The organism is Pseudonocardia sp. ICBG1293, from assembly GCF_020131355.1.
Lineage (GTDB): Bacteria > Actinomycetota > Actinomycetes > Mycobacteriales > Pseudonocardiaceae > Pseudonocardia.
The window spans coordinates 467,975-483,967 of the sequence record NZ_JAHLEL010000038.1; the positions used below are offsets into that span (position 1 = coordinate 467,975).

Annotated in this window: 17 protein-coding genes; 15 read left to right on the top strand and 2 right to left on the bottom strand. The window is 74.2% G+C overall.

Annotated features, from left to right (window positions below; genetic code table 11):
* Positions 1 to 8: 8 nt before the first annotated feature.
* From KPF47_RS40145 to KPF47_RS16005, 5 genes are read left to right on the top strand one after another with little or no spacing between them, the layout of a single operon-like run.
* Complete coding sequence (locus KPF47_RS40145) at positions 9 to 1,001, top strand: 3-oxoacyl-[acyl-carrier-protein] synthase III C-terminal domain-containing protein (protein WP_224389560.1); 993 nt, start codon at positions 9 to 11, stop codon at positions 999 to 1,001.
* Positions 998 to 2,209: a cytochrome P450 gene (locus tag KPF47_RS15990; protein WP_224389561.1), complete on the top strand. Its 1,212-nt coding sequence runs from the start codon at positions 998 to 1,000 to the stop codon at positions 2,207 to 2,209. Before KPF47_RS40145 ends, KPF47_RS15990 begins: the two co-directional genes overlap by 4 nt.
* Positions 2,210 to 2,237: 28 nt before the next feature.
* Positions 2,238 to 3,593, top strand: coding sequence for a cytochrome P450 (locus tag KPF47_RS15995; RefSeq protein WP_224389562.1), 1,356 nt, complete (start codon positions 2,238 to 2,240; stop codon positions 3,591 to 3,593).
* The gene (locus KPF47_RS16000; RefSeq protein WP_224389563.1) at positions 3,590 to 4,375 is read left to right on the top strand and encodes a class I SAM-dependent methyltransferase; all 786 of its coding nucleotides are present in this window, start codon (positions 3,590 to 3,592) and stop codon (positions 4,373 to 4,375) included. The genes KPF47_RS15995 and KPF47_RS16000 overlap by 4 nt, the downstream gene beginning before the upstream one ends.
* A 28-nt stretch (positions 4,376 to 4,403) precedes the next feature.
* Complete coding sequence (locus KPF47_RS16005; protein WP_224389564.1) at positions 4,404 to 5,459, top strand: aromatic ring-hydroxylating dioxygenase subunit alpha; 1,056 nt, start codon at positions 4,404 to 4,406, stop codon at positions 5,457 to 5,459.
* Between the two features lie 153 nt (positions 5,460 to 5,612).
* Here KPF47_RS16005 and KPF47_RS16010 read toward each other — a convergent pair whose 3' ends face one another.
* Positions 5,613 to 6,437, bottom strand: a complete 825-nt coding sequence (locus KPF47_RS16010; protein WP_224389565.1) for a helix-turn-helix domain-containing protein — start codon at positions 6,435 to 6,437, stop codon at positions 5,613 to 5,615.
* Between the two features lie 102 nt (positions 6,438 to 6,539).
* Here KPF47_RS16010 and KPF47_RS16015 point away from each other — a divergent pair, with 102 nt between their 5' ends.
* From KPF47_RS16015 to KPF47_RS16030, 4 genes are all read left to right on the top strand, one after another.
* A complete protein-coding gene (locus tag KPF47_RS16015) occupies positions 6,540 to 7,268 on the top strand; it encodes an SDR family oxidoreductase (protein WP_224389566.1) in 729 nt (242 codons plus the stop codon).
* A gap of 255 nt (positions 7,269 to 7,523) precedes the next feature.
* Complete coding sequence (locus KPF47_RS16020) at positions 7,524 to 9,053, top strand: Re/Si-specific NAD(P)(+) transhydrogenase subunit alpha (protein ID WP_224389935.1); 1,530 nt, start codon at positions 7,524 to 7,526, stop codon at positions 9,051 to 9,053.
* Positions 9,054 to 9,056: 3 nt separating this feature from the next.
* Positions 9,057 to 10,466 carry a Re/Si-specific NAD(P)(+) transhydrogenase subunit beta gene (gene pntB / locus KPF47_RS16025; protein WP_224389567.1) on the top strand — a complete coding sequence of 470 codons (1,410 nt, stop codon included), beginning with the start codon at positions 9,057 to 9,059 and terminating at the stop codon, positions 10,464 to 10,466.
* 94 nt (positions 10,467 to 10,560) lie between these two features.
* Positions 10,561 to 10,710 (top strand): hypothetical protein, encoded by a 150-nt coding sequence (locus KPF47_RS16030; protein ID WP_161151901.1) that lies wholly within the window; start codon positions 10,561 to 10,563, stop codon positions 10,708 to 10,710.
* Positions 10,711 to 10,826: 116 nt separating this feature from the next.
* On the opposite strand, the gene KPF47_RS16035 is transcribed toward KPF47_RS16030, so the two are convergent.
* Positions 10,827 to 11,258, bottom strand: a complete 432-nt coding sequence (locus KPF47_RS16035; RefSeq protein WP_224389568.1) for an ATP-binding protein — start codon at positions 11,256 to 11,258, stop codon at positions 10,827 to 10,829.
* A 156-nt stretch (positions 11,259 to 11,414) separates the two neighbouring features.
* On the opposite strand from KPF47_RS16035, the gene KPF47_RS16040 reads away from it, so the two are divergent.
* From KPF47_RS16040 to KPF47_RS16065, 6 genes are all read left to right on the top strand, one after another.
* Entirely contained in the window at positions 11,415 to 12,344 is a 930-nt protein-coding gene (locus tag KPF47_RS16040; RefSeq protein ID WP_224389569.1) for an RNA polymerase sigma factor SigF, read from the top strand.
* A gap of 282 nt (positions 12,345 to 12,626) precedes the next feature.
* Positions 12,627 to 13,295, top strand: a complete 669-nt coding sequence (locus tag KPF47_RS16045; protein ID WP_224389570.1) for a hypothetical protein — start codon at positions 12,627 to 12,629, stop codon at positions 13,293 to 13,295.
* Positions 13,296 to 13,425: 130 nt separating this feature from the next.
* Complete coding sequence (locus KPF47_RS16050) at positions 13,426 to 14,142, top strand: energy-coupling factor ABC transporter permease (protein WP_224389571.1); 717 nt, start codon at positions 13,426 to 13,428, stop codon at positions 14,140 to 14,142.
* A complete protein-coding gene (locus tag KPF47_RS16055) occupies positions 14,139 to 14,429 on the top strand; it encodes an energy-coupling factor ABC transporter substrate-binding protein (protein WP_020626268.1) in 291 nt (96 codons plus the stop codon). The genes KPF47_RS16050 and KPF47_RS16055 overlap by 4 nt, the downstream gene beginning before the upstream one ends.
* A complete protein-coding gene (gene cbiQ / locus KPF47_RS16060; protein WP_224389572.1) occupies positions 14,429 to 15,145 on the top strand; it encodes a cobalt ECF transporter T component CbiQ in 717 nt (238 codons plus the stop codon). Before KPF47_RS16055 ends, cbiQ begins: the two co-directional genes overlap by 1 nt.
* On the top strand, positions 15,142 to 15,990 hold the full coding sequence (locus KPF47_RS16065) for an energy-coupling factor ABC transporter ATP-binding protein (RefSeq protein WP_224389573.1): 849 nt from the start codon (positions 15,142 to 15,144) through the stop codon (positions 15,988 to 15,990). Before cbiQ ends, KPF47_RS16065 begins: the two co-directional genes overlap by 4 nt.
* The last annotated feature ends 3 nt before the right edge of the window (positions 15,991 to 15,993 follow it).

Consider the following 15,993-nt stretch of genomic DNA (forward strand, 5'->3'; position numbering starts at 1 on the left):
AGGCACTCGTGCTCTGGTCCGACGTGAACATCGCGGGCAGCGGGTCGTGGATCCCGCCCATCCGGCCGCGGGCAGGTGCCCGGCCGGACACCCCCTCGGCGGCCGACGCCAACGGGTTCGGCTCCGCCGCCGTGGCCGCGGGCGACACGGCCGTCGGGATGGCGGCACGCGCGGCGCTGAAGGCGCTGCGGCACGCCGGTGCCGTCGGCTCCGACCTGAGCCTGCTCGTGCACGCGAGCTTCCAGGACGTCGACCACTACACCCCCTCGCCCTACCTGCTGCGCGCCCTGGGCACCACGGTGGCGACGGGGATGGAGATCGGCGCCGCGAGTGACGGCGGTGCGGCCGCGCTGGTCACGGCGGCCGAGCACCTCACCGCACGTCCGGACGCACGGGCGGCGATGGTCACCGCGGGGTCCCGCTTCCCCGCCGAGCGCTGGGACTTCGTCCACGAGATCGGGTACCTCGCCGGTGACGCGGGCGGGGCCGCGGTGCTCACCCGCGCGCCGGGCCGGGCCCGGCTGGTGGCGACCGCACACGCCGCGCTGCCCCGTCTGGAGGAGATGAGCAGGGCCGCGGCCGGCGTCGCGGGCGGGGCGACGGGCCGGCGCATGGCGGTCGAGCAGACGGGGCTCGCCCCGCACGTCACCTCCCTGCGGGAGGCCACGCGCTCCTGCGTCGAGCAGGTGCTGGAGGAGGCCGGTCTCGGACCGGCGGACGTCGCGCACACCGCCGTCGTCGCGATCGGGTCGGCGGTGCTCGACGTCCTGCTGTCGGGGCCACCGTTGCACGCCCGTGCGGCCGATACGAGCTGGACGTTCGGACGCCACGTCGCCCATGCCGGACCGTGCGACCTGCTGCTGGCCGTCGACCGGCTGCTCCGCGGCGGGACGGCCGTGCCCGGCGACCGCGTGCTCGTGGTGAGCTTCGGGCTCGGGTTCCGCTGGACCGCCGCGGTCCTGGAGATCACCGCGCCCGTCCCCGGACGGACCGCGGCATGACCGCCCCGATCCCCGAGTTCCCCCTGCCGCGTGCGGCCGGCTGCCCGTTCGACCCGCCGCCGGAGCTGCTCGGACTGCACGCGCGCGGGCCGGTCGGCCGGGTCCGCATCTGGGACGGCAGCACGCCGTGGTTCGTCACCGGACACGCGCTGCAGCGCGAGCTGCTCAGCGACCCGCGGGTCAGCGCCGACCCCACCAACGACGGCTATCCGCACGTCACGGCCGGGATCAAGGCACGCCACGCCGACGCGCGCTCCTTCATCACCATGGACGACCCGGAGCACCGGCGGCTGCGCCGGATGCTGACCAGCCCGTTCGCCGTACGGCGGGTCGAGGCCCTCCGGCCCACGATCCGGCGGATCGTCGACGAGCGGATCGACGCGATCCTCGACGGACCGCGTCCCGTCGACCTCGTCACGGCCTTCGCACTGCCCGTGCCGACGATGGTGATCTGCGAGTTGCTCGGGGTGCCCTACGCCGTCCACGAGTTCTTCCAGCGGTCGAGCCACGTGCTCATCCACCGGTACTCGACGGTGGAGCAGGTGCTCGCGGCGCAGCGCGGGCTGGTCGGGTACCTGGAGGACCTGATCGCGCGGCGGCTCACCGACCCGGCCGAGGACATCCTGTCGCGGATGGCCTCCCGGCACGTCGCCACCGGGGAGCTGACCTCGTCCGAGCTGGCGTCGATGCTCCTGCTGATCCTCGTCGCCGGTCACGAGACCACGGCCAACATGATCGCGCTGGGCACGCTCGCGCTGCTCGGCCACCCCGAGCAGCTCGCGGCGTTGCGCAGCACCGAGGACCCGGCGCTGGTGGTGGGCGCGACCGAGGAGCTCCTGCGGTACCTGCCCATCGTGCACTCCGCGCGGCGCCGGGTGGCGCTGGCCGATATCGAGCTCCCCGACGGGACCACGGTCCGCGCCGGCGACGGCATCGTGCTGCCCAACGACGTCGGCAACCGCGACCCCGAGGCCTTCCCCGACGCCGAGCGGCTCGACATCCGCCGCGACGCCCGGCACCCCGTCGCGTTCGGCTTCGGCCCGCACCAGTGCCTCGGTCAGCCGCTCGTGCGGGTCGAGCTGCAGGTCGTCTACGGCACGCTCTACCGCCGCATCCCCACCCTGCGCCTCGCCGTCGAGCCGTCCGAGGTGCGGTTCAAGCACGACGGCCTGATCTACGGCGTCCACGACCTGCCCGTCACGTGGTGACCGGACCCTCCGAGACAACGAGGTGACCATGCCCCGCCCCCCGTCGATCCCGCTCGCACCCGGCGCGCTGCCGGTGCTGGGCCACGCGGTGCCGCTGCTGCGGGACGCGCTCGCGTTCACCTCGTCGCTGCCCGCGCTCGGGCCGCTGGCGCGGATCCGGCTGGGCCCCTTCTCGGTCGTGATGGCCTGCGACCCGGACGTGACCCGCCAGGTCCTGCTCGACGACCGCACCTACGACAAGGAGGGCCCGGTGATCGAGCGGATCCGCGAGGTCGCCGGCAACGGCCTGTCGACCTGCCCGCACAGCAGCCACCGCCGGCAGCGGCGGTTGTGCCAGCCCTCGTTCCAGGGCGACCGGTTCCCCGGCTACGCCGAGGTGTTCGCCGCGACGGCCGAGGCGAGCAGCAGCGCGTGGCACACCGGGCAGCACCTCGACGTCACCCGCGAGATGATGACGCTCACCGCCCGCGCGACCATGGAGACGATCTTCAGCGGTGAGCTGCCCGCGGATGTGGTCGACCGGAGCATCGACGACACGACGACGCTCGTGCGGGGTGTGTTCCGGCGGATGCTCACGCCGCCGCTGCTGAGCCGGCTGCCCATCCCGTTCAACCGCCGGTTCGACGAGGCCCGCGGGCGGCTCCTCGACGTCGTCGCGACGATCGTCGCGAACCGCCGCGCCGACCCCACCGATCACGGCGACCTCATGTCCTCGCTGCTGGGGGCGGTGGACGACGGCGCGACCCTCACCGATGCCGAGCTGGCCGACCAGGTGCTCACGTTCTTCATCGGCGGCACCGAGACCGCCGCGAACACGCTCGCGTGGGCGCTGCAGCTGCTGGCCACCCACCCCGACGTGCAGGAGCAGGTCACGGCGGAGGCGCGGGCAGCGGACGGAGTCCGGCCGCCGCCGCTCGACGGTGTCACCGGCCGGGTCCTCACCGAGACCCTGCGGCTGTTCCCGCCCGCGTGGCTGTTCACCCGCACCCCGACCGCGGACACCGAGCTGGGCGGGGTCGAGCTGCCCCGCGGGACCGTGGTGGCCGTCAGCCCGTACCTGATCCAGCACCGCGGCGACCTCTACCGCGATCCCGATCGGTTCGATCCCGGCCGGTGGGTCGGCCGGGCTCCCGACCGCAGTGCCTACCTCCCCTTCGGCGCCGGCGCCCGCAAGTGCATCGGCGACCGCTTCGCACTGACCGAGATGGTCACCGCGCTGCACGCGGTCCTCCGGCGGTGGCGCGTCGAGCCGCTCTCACCGGAGCCGTTCCGGCCCGCGGTGGAGGCCACCATCACCGCACGCGGCCTGACCCTGCGGGTCGTGGCACGGGACGCCGCACCGGCGGTCGGCGAGCCCTCGGCAGGGGCCGGGTGCCCGGCATGACGGCGGGCTACGGAGCGGGTCACCTCGACCACGACGAGCCGCTGGAGCTGCGCAGACTCCGGGCCCACGAGGAGTTCGCCGACGCAGGTTCCCGACGGGCCCTCGACGGACTGGACCCGGTGCCCGGCTGGCGGTGCCTGGAGCTCGGCGGGGGGACCGGGTCGGTGGGGCGCTGGCTGGCCCGGCGCTGTGCGCCGGGCGAGGTGGTGGTCACCGATCTCGACACCACCCTGCTCCCGACCGACGTCGCGAACCTGACGCCGTTGCGGCACGACGTCCTGCACGACGACTTCCCGGCCGCCTCGTTCGACCTCGTGCACGCCCGCGCCCTGCTGGAGCACCTGCCCGACCGGGCCGCCGCGCTGGCCAGGATGGTGGGGTGGACCGCGCCGGGCGGGTGGGTCTGCGTCGACGCCACGCTCCGCATCACCCCGCCCGGCGGCAGCCGCACCGCCTTCCACCGCTGCCTGGAGGGGCTCTCCCGGCTCGCGTCCGGCCGGATGGGCGCCGACATCGGGTGGGCCACCGGCCTGCCGCTGATGCTCGCCGAAGCCGGGCTGGTGGAGGTCGGCGTGCTCTGCACCCCCGGCGTCGTGGGGTCGACCGGCAACGCCACCAGCCTCGTCCGTGTCTCGCTGGCGCAGTTCGGCCCGCTGCTGCGCGAGCACGATCTCGTCTCCGACGACGACATCTCCGACTGCCTCGCCCTGCTCGACGACCCCGGGCATGCCGACCTGCCGTTCCTGCTGATCTCCGCCTGGGGCCGGCGGCCCCGCCCGTGAGCACCCCCACCACCACGGAGGACCTGCGATGTCCGGTCTCACCCGCTACGTCCACGACGACTCCGGTCCCGCCCGCGCCGATGCGCTGACCGCGACCGCGCTGCCCTATCCCGACGGCTGGTTCTGCCTCGCCTTCTCCGACGAGCTCCCGCCCGGTGGCGTCCTCACCCGCACGCTGATGGGGGAGGAGGTGGTGCTCTACCGCACCCGCGGGGGAGTGCTGCGGGCCGTGCGGCCCTACTGCCCGCACCTGGGAGCACATCTGGGGGCGGGCGGCGCGGTCGAGGGCGAGAACATCGTCTGTCCGTTCCACCGGTTCGCCTTCGACCCGAGCGGGACCTGCGTGGCGACCGGGTACGGGCTGCAGCCGCCGAAGGCCGCGCTGACCCGGTACGACGTGTGCGAGGTGAACAGCTGCGTCTACGTGTGGCGGCATGCGCTGGGGGAGCCGCCGACCTGGGAGGTGCCCGCCCTGCACGGCCCGCGGCCCAGCGTCTTCCGGCACACCACGGTCGACCTCGCGGGCCATCCGCAGATGATCGTCGAGAACGCGTTCGACTTCGGGCACCTCACCCAGCTGCACGGCCTGAGTGGCCTCACCATCGACGCCGATCCGGTGATCGGGGAGCCCACCTGCACGATCCCGGTGACCGCGGGCGGGCGGGCGTTGGTCCCCAGCGCCTCCTACGAGCTGACCGTCATCGGCCTCTCGACGTTGGCGGCCGTGGCGCGGCTCGGCCCGCTCGGTGACATGTACGTCCTGCTGCACGCGACCCCCACGGCGCCGGGCAGGCTCCACCTGCGCCTGGGCGCCACCGTGGCGCTGGAGAAGGTCCCGTTCGTGCCCGACGTCCTGGGCCGGCTGATCACCGACCCGCTCTCGCAGCTGTTCAGCCGCCTGGCGCACCACATCACCCTGCGGGACGCCGCTCCGGACTTCCCGGTGTGGAACCACCAGATCTACGTCGAGCACCCGAAGCTCGCCCCCGGTGACGGGCCCGTCGGCCGCTACCGGCGGTGGGCCCGGCAGTTCTACTCCGCTCCGGCCGGCGGGGACGTCGCGGCGGCCCCGCCCCGGACCTGACTCGGCCGACCGGCCCGGCGCCCGCCCGCGGTCGGGGCGGCTCGGCCTCGACGGGCCGGTCGGTGTCCCCTCCTGCGACGGGCGGGGTCGGCCGTCACGGGCGGAACAGCGGGTCCGCCGGGGCCGGGGGACGACGTCGGGCGGGGAGCCGCCTCAGCCCCGTGCCCGGTCCGTGGCGGCCAGCGAGCCGAGCAGCCGCAGGGCGTCGCCGGAGGGGCCCGGCTCACCGTGGTAGACGACGAGCTGCTGGCCGGGGGCCGAGCGGACGTCGAAGGTCTGCACGGTCAGGGTCAGCGGCCCCACCCGGGGATGCCGGAGGCGCTTGCGCTCCAGCGACTTGCCCCGCGCGTCGTGCGCCGCCCACAGCGTCGCGAACTCCGGGCCGCTCGAGAGCAGCCGGTGCAGGACCGCCCTGATCCGCGGGTCCTCCGGGTTGCGGCCGTGGTGGAGCCGGAACCCCGCGACGGTGTTCGCCGCGACGGAGTCCCGGTCGACGTAGAAGCTGCGGGCGGCCGGATCGCAGAACACGATCTCCATGAGGTTCCGCGAGAACGACCAGCCCCCGAACAGGGCATCGGCGATCTCGTTGCTCGCCAGGACGTCGAAGGCCCGGTTGTGGACCAGCGCCGGGTTGTCCGGCCACGCGTCCATCAGCTGCGCCAGTGCCGGGTCCACCCGGTCCGTCGCGACGGCCGTCGCCGTCCTGGGTGTGGCCCCCGCCAGGGTGAACAGGTGCGAGCGCTCGTCGGCGTCGAGCTGCAGGACCGCCGAGAGCGACTCGAGGACCTCCGCCGACGGGCGTCGCTCGCGCCCCTGTTCCAGCCGGACGTAGTAGTCCACGCTCATCCCGGCGAGCATCGCGACCTCCTCCCGGCGCAGCCCGGGGACCCGGCGCAGCCCCGCCGAGGGCAGACCTACCGCGTCCGGGGTGATGCGGGCGCGCCGGGTGGCGAGGTACGCGCCGAGCTCCGAGGCCATGCCGTACACGGTAGGAGGTCCGGACCGCCGGTGGGTGGGTGTGGCACACCCCGGGAGGACCGGGGCCTGCCGGTGCCGGCGCGCACCGGCGACGGTGGGTCCATGACCACACAGAAGATCATCTTGGTGACGGGGGCCAGCAGCGGGATCGGGGAGGCGGTGGTGCGCCGGCTCGCGGGCGAGGGGCACGTCGTGGTGGCCGGGGCGCGCCGCACCGACCGGCTCGCGGCGCTGGCCGACAGCACGGAGGGCGCGGAGGGCACGGTGGAGGCCGTGCGCGTCGACGTGACCGACCGCGACGACGTCCGGGCGTTCGTCGACTCCGCCCGGCAACGGCACGGCCGGGTGGACGTCCTGGTCAACAACGCGGGCGTCATGCCGCTGTCCCGGCTCGACGCCCTGCTCGTCGACGAGTGGGACCGGATGATCGAGGTCAACCTGCGGGGTCTGCTGCACGGCATCGCCGCGGCTCTGCCGGTGTTCACCGAGCAGGGTGGCGGGCACTTCGTCACCACCGCGAGCGTCGGCGCGCACCAGGTCGTCCCGACGGCGGCGGTGTACTCGGGCACGAAGTACGCGGCCTGGGCGATCACCGAGGGCCTCCGCCTGGAGAGCGACCCCTCGATCCGCGTGACCACCCTGACGCCCGGCGTGGTGACCTCCGAGCTGGCGGACTCGATCTCCGATCCGGGCGCCGCGGGCGCGATGCGTGCCTACCGCGCCCACGCGATCGACCCCGATGCCGTCGCCCGCGCGGTGTCCTTCGCCCTCGCCCAGCCCGAGGACGTCGACGTCAACGAGATCGTGGTGCGGCCCGCCCGCCAGCGCTGACAGTCCCGCCCCGGCTCGGGCACGCCCCGTCCCCGCACATCGGACGGGGCGGCGACCCTCCGTCCGCCGCTACGCTCCCGCGCACGTCAGCCGTACCCCACGGGGGTGCCGGGCCCGGCCTGTGACGTAGTCGTGACTGCACGCGCCCGGTTCCGGCATTACCTTCCGAAAGACCCACGACCGGTGCGGGCGACGAGGCACGCGCGAGATCGAGGAGAGTGCATGAGCGAGAGTCCTGAGCCGTCGGGACCGGCGATGCGGATCGGCGTGGGCGCCGAGGCCGCCCCGGAGACCCGTGTGGCGATGAGCCCGGAGACGGTCGGGAAGGTCGTGGGCCTCGGCTACGCGGTTACCGTCGAGTCCGGCGCCGGTGCCCGTGCCGGGTTCACCGACGGGGCCTACGCCGAGGCGGGCGCCGACGTCGTCGACGGTCCCGTCTGGGACACCGACGTCGTGGTGCGCATCAACGCCCCGCGGTCCGAGGAGATCGGCAAGCTGCGCGAGGGCTCCGTGCTGATCGCGATGCTGGCGCCGCGCTTCGAGCCGGAGCGGACCGAGGCGCTCGCCGCCCAGGGGGTCACCGCCCTGTCGATGGACGCCGTGCCACGCATCTCGCGGGCACAGTCGATGGACGTGCTGTCCTCGATGGCGAACATCGCGGGCTACCGCGCGGTGATCGAGGCCGCGCACGCGTTCGGCCGCTTCTTCACCGGTCAGGTGACCGCCGCGGGCAAGGTCCCGCCCGCGAAGGTGCTCGTCGCCGGGGCCGGGGTCGCCGGGCTCGCCGCGATCGCCGCCGCCAACAGCCTGGGCGCCGTCGTGCGGGCCACCGACCCGCGTGCCGAGGTCGCCGACCAGGTGCGCTCGCTCGGTGGGGAGTACCTGGCCGTCGAGGTCGAGCAGGAGGCCTCCACCGACGGCTACGCCAAGGCGACCTCCGCCGACTACGACCGCCGTGCCGCGGAGATCTACTCCGAGCAGGCCGCGGACTGCGACATCATCATCACCACCGCGCTGATCCCGGGGCGCCCGGCGCCGAAGCTGATCACCGCCGCGGACGTGGCGTCGATGCGCCCTGGCAGCGTGGTCGTCGACATGGCGGCCTCGCAGGGCGGCAACGTCGAGGGCTCCGTCGCCGGGGAGTCGGTCGTCACCGACCACGGCGTGACGGTCGTCGGCTACACCGACCTGGCCGCCCGGCTGCCCGCCCAGGCCTCGCAGCTCTACGGCACGAACGTGCTCAACCTGCTCAAGCTCATGACCCCGGAGAAGGACGGGCGCCTGGCGCTCGACCTGGACGACACCGTGGTCCGCGGCATCACGACCGCGCATGCGGGGGAGACGATCTGGCCGCCGCCCGAGGTGAAGGTGAGTGCGGCGCCCGCGGCGCAGCCGGCCGAGAAGGAGACCGCCGAGGCCGAGCCCGCGAAGGAGCGCTCGCCCTACGCGGGGCTCGCGGCCGGCGTCCTCGGGGCGGTCGCCCTGTTCCTGGTCACCGCGTTCGCCCCGGCCGAGCTCGCCGGGCACCTCACGGTGTTCGTGCTGGCGATCGTCATCGGCTTCTACGTCATCGGCAACGTGCACCACGCGCTGCACACGCCGCTGATGTCGGTCACCAACGCGATCTCCGGGATCATCGTCGTCGGCGCCATCCTGCAGGTCGGCACCGGCGGCGAGCCGCTGATCATCGGGCTCGCCGCGGTCGCGGTGCTGCTCGCCGCCATCAACATCGTCGGTGGCTTCGCGGTGACCCGCCGCATGCTGCAGATGTTCACGAGGAGCTGAGCCGTGCAGACGTGGACCACTGCGGCCTACCTGATCGCCGCGATCCTGTTCGTCATCAGCCTCGCCGGGCTGTCGAAGCACGAGACCGCCAGGTCCGGGGTGCTGTTCGGCATCGCCGGCATGACGATCGCGCTGGTGGCCACCGCGGTCGTCGCGCTCGGCCAGGCGTCCGGGCTGGGCGTCGCGCTCCTGCTGGTCGCCGTCGTCGTCGGTGCGGCGATCGGGCTCTGGCGGGCCCGCGTCGTCGAGATGACGGGCATGCCCGAGCTCATCGCCCTCATGCACAGCTTCGTCGGGCTGGCCGCGGTGCTGGTCGGCTGGAACGGGTTCCTGGAGGTCGAGTCCGGCCACCTGCAGCTCGACGGCTCGCTGCTGGGCATCCACCACGCCGAGGTCGCGGTCGGCGTCTTCATCGGCGCGGTGACCTTCACCGGCTCGGTGATCGCCTACCTGAAGCTCTCGGCGAAGATCAAGTCAGCGCCGCTGATGCTGCCCGGCAAGAACGCGCTCAACCTCGGCGCGCTGGTGGCGTTCGCGGTGCTGACGGTGTTCTTCGTCCTCTCGCCGCAGGTGTGGATCCTGGCCGTGCTCACGGTGCTGGCCCTGCTGCTCGGCCTGCACCTGGTCGCCTCGATCGGCGGCGGTGACATGCCGGTCGTGGTGTCCATGCTGAACTCCTACTCCGGCTGGGCCGCCGCGGCCGCGGGCTTCCTGCTCGGGAACGACCTGCTCATCATCACCGGCGCGCTCGTCGGGTCCTCCGGTGCCTACCTGTCCTACATCATGTGCAAGGCGATGAACCGCTCGTTCATCTCGGTCATCGCGGGCGGGTTCGGCGCGACGTCGTCGGCGGCCGCGGCGGTCGAGGGCGAGCACCGCGAGGTCGACGCCGACGGCGTCGCCGAGCTGCTGGCGAACGCCGACAGCGTCGTGATCACCCCCGGCTACGGCATGGCGGTCGCCCAGGCCCAGTACCCGGTGGCGGAGCTGACCCGGTCGCTGCGCGACGCCGGTGTGAACGTGCGGTTCGGCGTGCACCCGGTCGCGGGGCGGCTGCCCGGGCACATGAACGTGCTGCTGGCCGAGGTGCAGGTGCCCTACGACATCGTCCTGGAGATGGACGAGATCAACGACGACCTCGCCGAGACCGACGTCGTGCTCGTCATCGGGGCCAACGACACGGTCAACCCGGCCGCGTCGGAGGATCCCGGGTCACCGATCGCCGGCATGCCGGTGCTGCGGGTGTGGGACGCCAAGGACGTGATCGTGTTCAAGCGGTCCATGGCGACCGGCTACGCGGGCGTGCAGAACCCGCTGTTCTTCCGGGACAACACGCAGATGCTCTTCGGCGACGCCAAGGAGCGCGTGCAGGACATCCTCTCCTCCCTCACGAGCCTCACCAGGACGGGCTGACCGGCGGACGACTTCACCCGGGCGGGGCGCAGGTGTTACCGAGCCGACTCCTGCGCTCCGCTTGCCCGGAACGTGCGGTGGGCACCCTGTGACCATGAGTGAGAGCAGCACGCAGCACGCGAACACGACCTGGCCGCACCCCGAGAGCGAGCAGGCCCGCCACGACGGCCGCTACACCCCGGTCGCCCGCGCCGGGCACCGCGGACACCGGTCCGACGACCCGTCGGCCTCGATGCGGGACTGACCTCCGCACCACCACGCCCGGTCCGCCACCGGATCGGGCCCGATGAGAACCGGTCGCCGTCACCCGCCCTCGGGCGTGGGGTGCGGCGACCCTGTCGTTCCGGACCGTCCCGTGCCTCAGGAGGCGGGGACGCAGAGACCCGGACAGCGGCCGATCCGGCCCTCGAACGAGACCCGGGTGCCGTCCGGGCCCGGCTCGACCCGTACGTCCTCGGCGACGGCCTCGATCATCCCGATACCCCGTCCGCGGTGACCCGGATCGGCGGGCGGGTCGCGCCACAGCCCCCGGTCGCTGACCTCCATCCGCACCCGGTGCCCCTCGGCCTCACCCCGCAGCACGACCGTCGGTGCGTCGTCGGAGGTCGTGGCCCCGTAGGCGTGCTCGATGCTGTTGGACACGGCCTCGTTCACCGCGAGCACGAGATCCTGCACGGTCGGGCACTGCTGGTCGGTCCCGCACAGCGACGCCAGCCATCTCCCGGTCTCCCGGCGGGAGCGACCTGCCGACCCGGGTTCGACGGGTAGCTCGACACGCAGAGGCGGGGGCATGCCGAAGCAGTACCCACCCTGCCGCCGTGCAACTCATCGGAGTGACCGTCGATCGACAGTCGACCAGGTCACGTGTCGTTCGACATGCGGTTCGGTCGTGTGCGGCCTACCGTCGACCGGTGATGGTAGTCGATCATCGTCGGCCGTGGAGACGGCATGACTGAGCGCAGCACGCACGCCGGGGCAGCCGAGGCGTCGCGCGCCGACGACGCGACGGCGGACCCGGTGGACGGCACGACCGGGCACGCTCTCGACGCCCCGACCGGCCCGGACGTGCCCGTCCCGGACGAGGTGGTCGGCCGCTCCGACGAGTACGCCCACCTCGTCGGGCCCCTGCACGCGTTCGCGGCCGCCGACGCCTCCGACCCCGAGCGGGAGCGGCTGCGCTCGGAGCTGGCGCGGGGCTTCCATCCGGTCGTGCGGCACATCGCCGGGCGCTACCGCCACCGTGGCGAACCGGTGGAGGACCTGGAGCAGGTCGGCGCGATCGGTCTGCTCAACGCGCTGGACCGGTTCGACCCGACCCAGGGCACGCCGTTCCTCGCCTACGCCGTCCCCACGATCACCGGGGAGATCCGCCGGTACTTCCGCGACCGCACCTGGTCGATGCGCGTCCCGCGGCGGCTCAAGGACATCCAGAGCCGGATGACCCGGGCCCAGGAGGAGCTGGCCTCGCGCCACGGGCGGGCCCCGAAGGTCTCCGAGCTGGCCGAGCACCTCGGTATCGGCCGCGAGGAGGTCATCGAAGGGCTGCAGGCCCAGGACTCCTACCGCTCGGACTCGCTCGACCAGCTCGTCGGCGACACCGACAACCCGCTGGGTGAGATCGTCGGGGGCATCGACGCCGGGATGGACGCGGTCGAGGCCCGCGAGTCGCTGCGGCCCGCGCTGCGCAAGCTCCCCGAGCGGGAGCGGACCATCCTGATGCTGCGGTTCTTCGGCAACCAGACCCAGACCCAGATCGCCGCCCAGGTCGGGCTCTCGCAGATGCACGTGTCCCGGCTGCTCGCCCGGACCCTGGTGACCCTGCGCGGCCACCTCGCGGACGACCAGGCCCACCGCGACGGGGTCCCCGAAGCGGGCTGACGGCGCGGCACTGCGACGACCGGGTGTCCGCGGTGATCCGATCGGGGCAACCGGGCCGGTCATGGCCACCCGGTGGTCACCCGGGCGTTTCCGTGACGACCCTCGTGGGCACCCTGTCGTGTTCCGCGCACGCCGTCGCCCGCCCGTCGGGCCGCGGTGTCGCGCATCCGCAGACATCAGCGAGACCGTCGTCCCGCGACCCGTCCCCGCGCGGCCGGCCGGTGGCCCACCGGCCGGCTCGGCGGTGTGCCGTCGGTCGGGACGACAGGGGAGGACCCGGGTATGGCAGTGCAGGAGAAGGCGTCCGCCGTCGTCACCGAGCGTGCGGAGCAGGCGGCCGCCAGGGCGGAGAGGGCCGCGGCGGCGGCGCAGCAGGCCGCGGAGATCGCGACCGGTGCCGCAGGCCCGGCCCGGGAGGCCGGGGCGGCGGGCAAGGCCGGGAAGAAGGCAGGGAAGGCGGGCAAGGCCGGGGAGAAGGCCGGCTCCGCCCAGGGGAAGAAGGCCGGGAAGCGGGCCGCCCAGGCGGCGAAGGCCGACACGAAGAAGGCCCGTCGCCGGGAGGAGAAGGAGGCCGAGAAGGCCGTCCGCGCCGCCGAGAAGGCCGAGAAGAAGGCCCGCAAGCAGGCGAAGGCGGAGCGGGCCGAGCAGGAGAAGGCCGCGGCCGCGGAGAAGAAGGCCGCGAAGAAGGCGAAGGCCGCCCGCCTGGAGAAGGTCGCCCGGCGCGACGCCGCCGCGAAGGCGGCGAAGAAGGCCCGGAAGCTGGCGAAGGAGCAGGTCGTCGCCGAGCAGCCCGGCAGTGGCGTCGGGACTCCCGAGACCACGCCCGCCGAGCGGGAGAACCGTCGTCGGGAGGCCGAGCGGGAGGCCGCCCGGCTCGCCGCCGCGGCCGAGCACAAGGCCACCGCCGAGCGGCCCACCGAGGTGCACCACACCAACGGCCTGCGCGTCTGACCACCGGACCCCGCACGACCGGCGACGCCCGGACCCGATCGGGTCCGGGCGTCGCGGTGTGTCAGACACTGCACACCTGACCGGATGTTCAGGCTTGCACGATCGAACGACGTGGTCGTAGCGTTCGCCCGTGCACATCGCCGAGGGTTATCTCCCGCCACTGCACGCGGCGGCCTGGACCGTCGTCGCGGCGCCGTTCGTCGTGCACGGCGCCCGCGCCGTGGTGCGCCGCGTCCGGGAGGACCCGGACACCAAGCTGCTGCTCGCCGCGGCCGGCGCGTTCACGTTCGTCCTCTCGGCGCTGAAGATCCCCTCGGTGACCGGGTCGTCGTCGCACCCGACCGGAACCGGGCTGGGCGCCGTGCTGTTCCGACCACCGGTGATGGCCCTGCTCGGGACGGTGGTGCTGTTCTTCCAGGCCGTCCTGCTCGCCCACGGCGGCCTCACCACGCTCGGTGCCAACGCGTTCTCGATGGCGATCGCCGGGCCGTGGATCGCCTACGGCGCCTACGTCGTGGTCCGCAGACTCGGCGGCTCTCTCGGGCCCGCGGTGTTCGCCGCGGCCTTCCTCGGCGACCTCGCCACCTACACGATCACCAGTGCGCAGCTCGCACTCGCCTTCCCCGACCCCACCTCCGGCTTCGGCGGGGCCTTCGTCACCTTCGCCTCGATCTTCTCGATCACCCAGATCCCGCTGGCGGTCGCCGAGGGGCTGCTGACGGTGCTCGTCGTGCGGCTGCTCGTGCGCATCACCCCGGACGAGCTGCGCCGCCTCGGCGTGCTCCGCCCGGCGACCACCGGGACGACCGGGACCACCGCCACCACCGAGAAGGAGGCGTCGGCGTGAGCCGCTCGACCGTCGTCAACATCCTGCTGGTCGTCGCCGTCGTCGCGCTGTTCGCGGTGCCCGTGCTGTTCGTCCCCGGTGAGTACGCCGGGTCCGACGGACAGGCGGGCGAGGCCATCGAGGCCACCGGCTACCAGCCGTGGTTCAGCCCGGTGTGGGAGCCGCCGTCGGGCGAGATCGAGTCCGGCATCTTCGCGATGCAGGCCGCGGCCGGCGCGGGCGTGCTCGGCTACTGCATCGGCGTCGCCCGTACCCGGAGCCGGGAGAAGGCCGCCCGGCAGACCTGATGCTGCTGATCGACGAGACCGCGCACGCCAACCGCTGGCGGTCCCGGCACCCGGGGGAGAAGGCGTTCCTCGCACTGGGCCTGCTGCTGCTCGCGGTCGTCCTCCCGCCGTGGCCGGGGGCCGTCCTGACCGGCACCGCGGCACTGGCACTGCTGCTGGGCGGGGCCAGGGTGCCGTGGCGGACGGCGCTGCGGCTGCTCGCGCTGCCGCTCGGGTTCGTGCTGGTGGGAGCGCTGCCGCTGCTGGTGACCGTGGGCGGGGACCCGTGGCTCGCGCTCGCCCCGGGCGGACCGGCCCGCGCCGCCGCGCTCGTCGGACGCTCGCTGGCCGCGGTGTCCTGCCTGGTCCTCTTCGCCGCGACGACGCCGCTCGCCGACACCCTGCCCCGGCTGCGGTGGGTACCGCCGGCCGTCCTGGAGATCACCCTGCTCGTCTACCGGATGCTGTTCCTGCTGCTGGACTCGCTGACCGCGGTCCGGGAGGCCCAGTCGCTGCGGATGGGGTTCCGGACGCGGCGCACCACCTTCCGGTCCCTGGCCGCCCAGGGCGGGGCGGTGTTCGTCCGCGCCTTCGACCGCGCCGGCCTCGCCTCCCGCGGCTACGACGGCTCGCTGCGCGTCCGGGTCCCCGCCCGCACGGTCTCGCCCGGCTTCGTCGCGGCCAGCGCGGTCCTGCTGGTCGCCGTCCCGGTGCTCGCCCTGGGCACGGCCCCGTGACCCCGGTCCTGCAGGCCCGCGGCCTGGTCTTCGCCTACCCGGACGGGCCGACGGTGCTGGACGGGGCCGACCTCGTCGTCGACCCGGGGCGCAGGCTCGCCGTGCTCGGCCCCAACGGCGGCGGCAAGACCACCCTGTTCCGGCTGCTGCTCGGCCTCCTCGCCCCGTCCGCCGGGGAGGTCCTGCTCGACGGCGAGCCGGTCCGCCGGACCCGCCGCGGCCTCGCCCGACTGCGCGGGTCGGCCCAGCTCGTCCTGCAGGACCCCGACGACCAGCTGTTCTCCGCCGACGTCGCACAGGACGTGTCGTTCGGCCCGCTCAACCTCGGTCTCGACGAGGCCGAGGTGGACGCCCGGGTGCACGACGCGCTGTCCGCCGTCGGCGTCGCCGACCTCGCCGACCGGCCGACGCACCGGCTGTCGTTCGGGCAGCGCAAACGGGTCGCGATCGCCGGGGCACTCGCCGTCCGGCCCCGGGTGCTGGTGCTCGACGAGCCGACCGCGGGCCTGGACCCGGCCGGGGTGGAGGAGCTCGTCGTGGTGCTGGAGCGGCTGCAACGGGCCGGGACCGCGGTCGTGCTCTCCACCCACGACGTCGACCTCGCCCACCGCTGGGCCGACGACGTCGCCGTCGTCGCGCAGGGACGGGTCCGGCGCGGTGCGGCGGCGGAGGTCCTCGGCGACGCCGCACTGCTCGCGGGCGCCCGGCTCGGCCCGGCCTGGGCGCCGGCCGTCGCGCGGCTGCTCGCGCTGGCGGGCCACTCCGGCGCGGCGCCCGGCACGGCGGCGGAGCTGCACGACCTGGTCGCGCGACTTGCGAGCCGTGAGACACCGGCGGGAGGGTGATGC

Coding starts and splice junctions, on each gene's coding strand:
- KPF47_RS15990 (WP_224389561.1), top strand. CDS start 998: ATGACCGCCCCGATCCCCGAGTTCCCCCTGCCGCGTGCGGCCGGCTGC.
- KPF47_RS15995 (WP_224389562.1), top strand. CDS start 2,238: ATGCCCCGCCCCCCGTCGATCCCGCTCGCACCCGGCGCGCTGCCGGTG.
- KPF47_RS16000 (WP_224389563.1), top strand. CDS start 3,590: ATGACGGCGGGCTACGGAGCGGGTCACCTCGACCACGACGAGCCGCTG.
- KPF47_RS16005 (WP_224389564.1), top strand. CDS start 4,404: ATGTCCGGTCTCACCCGCTACGTCCACGACGACTCCGGTCCCGCCCGC.
- KPF47_RS16010 (WP_224389565.1), bottom strand. CDS start 6,437: ATGGCCTCGGAGCTCGGCGCGTACCTCGCCACCCGGCGCGCCCGCATC.
- KPF47_RS16015 (WP_224389566.1), top strand. CDS start 6,540: ATGACCACACAGAAGATCATCTTGGTGACGGGGGCCAGCAGCGGGATC.
- KPF47_RS16020 (WP_224389935.1), top strand. CDS start 7,524: ATGCGGATCGGCGTGGGCGCCGAGGCCGCCCCGGAGACCCGTGTGGCG.
- KPF47_RS16030 (WP_161151901.1), top strand. CDS start 10,561: ATGAGTGAGAGCAGCACGCAGCACGCGAACACGACCTGGCCGCACCCC.
- KPF47_RS16035 (WP_224389568.1), bottom strand. CDS start 11,258: ATGCCCCCGCCTCTGCGTGTCGAGCTACCCGTCGAACCCGGGTCGGCA.
- KPF47_RS16040 (WP_224389569.1), top strand. CDS start 11,415: ATGACTGAGCGCAGCACGCACGCCGGGGCAGCCGAGGCGTCGCGCGCC.
- KPF47_RS16045 (WP_224389570.1), top strand. CDS start 12,627: ATGGCAGTGCAGGAGAAGGCGTCCGCCGTCGTCACCGAGCGTGCGGAG.
- cbiQ (WP_224389572.1), top strand. CDS start 14,429: ATGCTGCTGATCGACGAGACCGCGCACGCCAACCGCTGGCGGTCCCGG.